Raw genomic sequence first — 4,603 nt, 5'->3', positions numbered from 1 at the left:
TCCCCTGCTCCCCTGCCCCCTGCTTCTTCCCCAGCCTCCAGTATTTCCGGTAAAATCAAGTTCTGAGGACTGTGGATAGGGAGAAACTTGGAGTGCCTACACTCGGCATAAATATCGATCATATTGCCACCATCCGGCAAGCGCGGCGGACGGTGGAACCAGACCCCGTAGCAGCGGCGGTGCTGGCAGAATTAGGGGGCGCAGATGGTATTACAGTGCATCTGCGGGAAGATAGACGGCATATCCAAGACAGGGATGTGCGTTTGTTGCGACAAACAGTCAGAACGCACCTGAATTTAGAGATGGCGGCTACAGATGAAATGGTAGCGATCGCTATTGATATCAAACCAGATTACGTAACTTTAGTACCAGAAAAACGAGAAGAAGTCACCACAGAAGGCGGCTTAGATATCGTCGGACAAATTGCTAGAATAAGCGAGATAGTTGATAAATTGCAGAGCGCTGGCATTCCAGTTAGTCTATTTATCGATGCCGAACCAGCACAAATTGAAGCATCAGTCAAGGTGCAGGCGCGGTTTATCGAACTGCACACCGGACAATATGCTGAAGCTGGAGATGAAATCAAGCGCCAGCAAGAACTAGCTGTATTAGCTCAAGGGTGCGAGCAAGCTATTCAAGCTGGATTGCGAGTCAACGCTGGTCATGGGCTGACTTACTGGAACGTTTATCCGGTGGCTGCGCTTCCAGGGATGGAAGAACTGAATATTGGTCATACCATTATCAGTCGGGCAGCTTTAGTAGGTATGGAAAGAGCAGTCCGCGAGATGAAACAAGCTATACGCGGCAATTTGTAAACTGTGACTGATGACAGTCGTAAACGAACAGGGGTTGTAACTGCGAAATCTAGAAACAAGGATGAAGTGTAAAGGGGCGCGAGGTCTTACACTCGTACTGTAAAGTATGAAGTAGAGAATTTTTATCTTACTCCTACTGGTTCTCCGTAGGGGTACGGGGAAACGAGCTACGCGCTAGCGTTTCCGTAGGAAAAAGGTACGGGAGCGGCTATAGTCTAACAACCTTTAACCTTCTTTATTGTATCGGTCAAATTTTTAGCAAAGGCTTCTATGAGCGCAACACAGTCTAACAACCTTCCGCTTTGGGTACAGGATAGGGATCGGGTGATTGCAGAAAGTACCGATGTCGAGTGGCGTTATCAAGAACCCCCAGACTATTCTCGCTCCAAAGAGAATCTAGCTAACGAAAGTACCCGCAATCATCTTGAGGGTACATTAGAGGCGATCGTAGAAAACTTAGTGAGAACCTTCGAGATGGAGGTGTCATTCAAAACTAACCCCCAACAGTGGTTATCGGTTGTCAATGACAAGTTTCGTGTAAGTACCAATGGTGGAGTTGAGTACACAGCAGCAGACGTAGGAGCGCAAGGTACTTACAACTTATTCATGGCTGATTCTGCACATTATAAAGCTTCAGAAGAAAGCTTTGAATCATCAGCAAACCTCTTCCAAACAACCTTTCCCCAAGGATTTCCTTGGGAGGTATTGGAAGTATTTTCAGGCCCGCCAAACGTCACATTTAAATGGCGGCACTGGGGACATTTTAAAGGTGCGTATAAAGACTATGCACCTACACAAGAAACAGTGGAAATCATCGGCATGAGCATTGCCCGTGTAACCGATGATTTAAAGATTATTTCTTTGGAACATTACTTTGACAACACGCTGTTTTTAGAAAAACTAACAGCTGGTGGCAAAATAAATAGTGAAAGCCAAGGAAGCGGTTGTCCCTTCAGTTCATAGTTCAAAAAATTGCCTACAAGTTAGGTACTAGGGGTACAGCATTATTTCTGTACCCTGAAATTATTCATTAGTAACCGCAGGATGAAAATGCAAACATATCATTACGTTTTGGCAAGTCAACAATTTCTCATACATGAAGAACCGCTGGACGAAGTGCTGAAAGAACGCACTCGTCACTATCACGAACAAGAAAAAGAAATTGATTTTTGGTTAGTGCAGCAACCAGCTTTCTTAGAAGCACCTGAGTTGGCACAAATGAAAGCTAAATGCCCCAAACCAGCAGCAGCGATTATTTCTACCAATCCTCAGTTTATTACTTGGTTAAAACTGCGATTAGAGTACGTGATTGTCGGAGAATTCCAAGCCCCTTCCGAAACAATCCCCAATCCTTTGGCATCTCTTACTAGTGTGTCCTGATATATTCAATAGTCAATAGTTAATGGTCATCAGACTATGAACTATTGACCCATAACTAATAAAATCTTTTAAGCAAATCCAGTTTATGCGTCCCAATTCTGTGAAGCGATTTGAGACTTTATTGAGTGCTTTAGGACTAGCGATCGCAGGATTAATGGCTAGTATAACTTCTGCGGTTGCTCAAAAAAACGTTCCCATTTGTCAACCACCGACTGCCGGAGAGTATCTTTTACTGGTAGTCAGCCCCACAACGGATAATCAGAGGCAACTACGTAGCGCCTTACCGAATGAACTAAAAACCACCACTTGCCAATATCTCACTGAGACAGTAACAAGGATAGGGGGATTTAAAAAAATTGACGATGCCAATCGCTGGGCGAGGTATATCAATAATATTGTCGGGCTGTCTGCCATCATTACTACACGACCTGCTGACACAGCACAATCGCCACCTTCATCACCATCTCAAACAATTAGCTATAATCCCCAAGTGCTAGGAGCCGGTTATGCTGTATTGGTGGATTATTACAACCGTCCAGAGTTAGCAAGTAGCGTACAACAAACAGTAGGAGGTAACGTAGGTTTTGCTTCTTACGGACAACGCCCTTACTTACTGGCGGTTTATACTACCAATCAACAACAAGCATACAGCACATTACAAAAGCTCAACGATCGCGGCTTTATTGCTGTTTTAGTAGATAGTCGCAAAGTAGTACTACTGCGATCCGTTGTGCGGTAAAAGTAGTGTTTGAAAGCAGGAGGGCAGGGAGCAGGGGAAGCAGGGGAAATAATTAACTCCTAACTCAGCACTCAGCACTCAGCACTCCTTAATAAGCAGACCTGGCTAACCAATAGATGGTGATACCCAAAGCCGAACCAGCTATTACTTGTACTGGTGTGTGTCCTAGTAATTCTTTGAGGCGGTCTTGGCTAAAGTCTGGTTTTTCGTGAAATAATTCATCAATCATTTGATTGAGGATACGAGCTTGCTTGCCGGCTGCTTGGCGGACTCCTGCGGCATCGTACATAACGATGATGGCAAAAACTGTAGCCAAGGCAAAATCAGGCGATGCCCAACCGAGAGTTTGCCCGACACCAGCTGCTAGAGCCGTAACTAGAGCTGAATGGGCACTGGGCATACCTCCGGTGGTGACTAAAACACGCACATTCAGTTTGCGATGTTTGACGATCTCGATTACGAGCTTGAGTGCTTGAGCAATTAAACAAGCTACCAGAGCAACCAGCAGTACCCGGTTGTCTAAAATGTCGCCTATGTCCTGCATGGTTTGATATCGATCTAGTTATTGCGACTGGTGATAAAGTGAGCGATCGCTTCAAGTGGTTGTGCTGGTTTGCCAAATGGTTTTAATTCAGCACAAGCTGCTTCAATTAACTGCTGGGCTTTGGTTCGAGATTCCTCGATTCCCCAAAGGCTGGGATAAGTTACTTTCTTGGCTGTGAGGTCTTTACCAGCACTTTTGCCTAACTGCTCTGTTGTCGCAGTGATATCCAGGATATCATCCACTATTTGAAACGCTAGTCCAATATTTTGAGAATAGCGAGTCAGGCGTTGCACATCTTCAGGTGATGCTCCAGCTATAATACCGCCACAAACGACACAGGCTTCTAAAAGTGCAGCTGTTTTATGGTTATGAATAAAAGTAAGAGTTTCTAAAGAAATATCTAACTTACCTTCTGAGTCTAGATCGACCACTTGACCGCCGACTAAACCAGCAGCTCCCAGCGCTCGTCCCAGACGAGCAACTACTTGCAAAACTCTGTCTTTGGGAACGCTGTCGGGGGTTTGAGTCGCAACCATTTCAAAAGCATAAGCCAATAAGCCATCCCCAGCTAAAATTGCGACTGCATCGCCGTAGATTTTGTGATTGGTCAGCTTCCCGCGACGGTAATCATCATTATCCATCGCCGGCAAATCGTCGTGAATTAGCGACATTGTGTGGATCATCTCCACCGCACAAGCTGCTGGCATTGCCATTTCAATTGTGCCACCCATCATTTCACAAGTTGCAAGGCAGAGAATGGGTCGCAGACGCTTACCTCCAGCTAATAGCGAGTAGCGCATCGATTCGTAAATCTTTTCTGGATAAATGATTGGAATAGCCTTATCCAAAGCAGCTTCACAAATCTTTTGCCGCTCTTTTAAATAGGCTAATAGGTTAAAAGTGGCTTCCTGTGGCGTTTTCTGAAGGTTGTCAGCTGCTACCATTCTTAAATTCCTTAAATTTTAGACTTTTGGCTATTTATTACATACGTCCCAATTTTAAGGGGCTTTGGAGCTGAAAAAGTTATGAGAAAAGTGACGAGTTCAAAATTAAAAATCATCACTCCTGTATAGGCGAACAACCTTACGCCCTTACTAACTCAGCACTCAGCACTCAGCACTCAGC

The 4,603-nt window shown here is 44.9% G+C and carries 6 protein-coding genes; 4 read left to right on the top strand and 2 right to left on the bottom strand.

The window, feature by feature from the left end; genetic code table 11:
* Positions 1-92 precede the first annotated feature (92 nt).
* From I8752_RS17955 to I8752_RS17940, 4 genes are all read left to right on the top strand, one after another.
* Positions 93-815, top strand: coding sequence for a pyridoxine 5'-phosphate synthase (locus I8752_RS17955; protein ID WP_214433674.1), 723 nt, complete (start codon positions 93-95; stop codon positions 813-815).
* Positions 816-1,085: 270 nt separating this feature from the next.
* On the top strand, positions 1,086-1,778 hold the full coding sequence (locus tag I8752_RS17950) for a SnoaL-like polyketide cyclase (protein WP_214433673.1): 693 nt from the start codon (positions 1,086-1,088) through the stop codon (positions 1,776-1,778).
* Between the two features lie 87 nt (positions 1,779-1,865).
* Entirely contained in the window at positions 1,866-2,195 is a 330-nt protein-coding gene (locus tag I8752_RS17945; RefSeq protein WP_214433672.1) for an MgPME-cyclase complex family protein, read from the top strand.
* A gap of 85 nt (positions 2,196-2,280) precedes the next feature.
* Complete coding sequence (locus tag I8752_RS17940) at positions 2,281-2,934, top strand: hypothetical protein (protein WP_214433671.1); 654 nt, start codon at positions 2,281-2,283, stop codon at positions 2,932-2,934.
* 88 nt (positions 2,935-3,022) lie between these two features.
* Here I8752_RS17940 and I8752_RS17935 read toward each other — a convergent pair whose 3' ends face one another.
* The gene (locus I8752_RS17935; protein ID WP_214433670.1) at positions 3,023-3,478 is read right to left on the bottom strand and encodes a divergent PAP2 family protein; all 456 of its coding nucleotides are present in this window, start codon (positions 3,476-3,478) and stop codon (positions 3,023-3,025) included.
* A gap of 14 nt (positions 3,479-3,492) precedes the next feature.
* Entirely contained in the window at positions 3,493-4,422 is a 930-nt protein-coding gene (gene crtE, locus I8752_RS17930; protein ID WP_214433669.1) for a geranylgeranyl diphosphate synthase CrtE, read from the bottom strand.
* Positions 4,423-4,603: the final 181 nt, after the last annotated feature.

The organism is Dendronalium phyllosphericum CENA369, assembly GCF_016056275.1.
Classification (GTDB): domain Bacteria; phylum Cyanobacteriota; class Cyanobacteriia; order Cyanobacteriales; family Nostocaceae; genus Dendronalium; species Dendronalium phyllosphericum.
This window is presented reverse-complemented; position numbering and strand designations above follow the sequence as displayed.

Coding starts and splice junctions, on each gene's coding strand:
- crtE (WP_214433669.1), bottom strand. CDS start 4,422: ATGGTAGCAGCTGACAACCTTCAGAAAACGCCACAGGAAGCCACTTTT.
- I8752_RS17940 (WP_214433671.1), top strand. CDS start 2,281: ATGCGTCCCAATTCTGTGAAGCGATTTGAGACTTTATTGAGTGCTTTA.
- I8752_RS17945 (WP_214433672.1), top strand. CDS start 1,866: ATGCAAACATATCATTACGTTTTGGCAAGTCAACAATTTCTCATACAT.
- I8752_RS17935 (WP_214433670.1), bottom strand. CDS start 3,478: ATGCAGGACATAGGCGACATTTTAGACAACCGGGTACTGCTGGTTGCT.
- I8752_RS17950 (WP_214433673.1), top strand. CDS start 1,086: ATGAGCGCAACACAGTCTAACAACCTTCCGCTTTGGGTACAGGATAGG.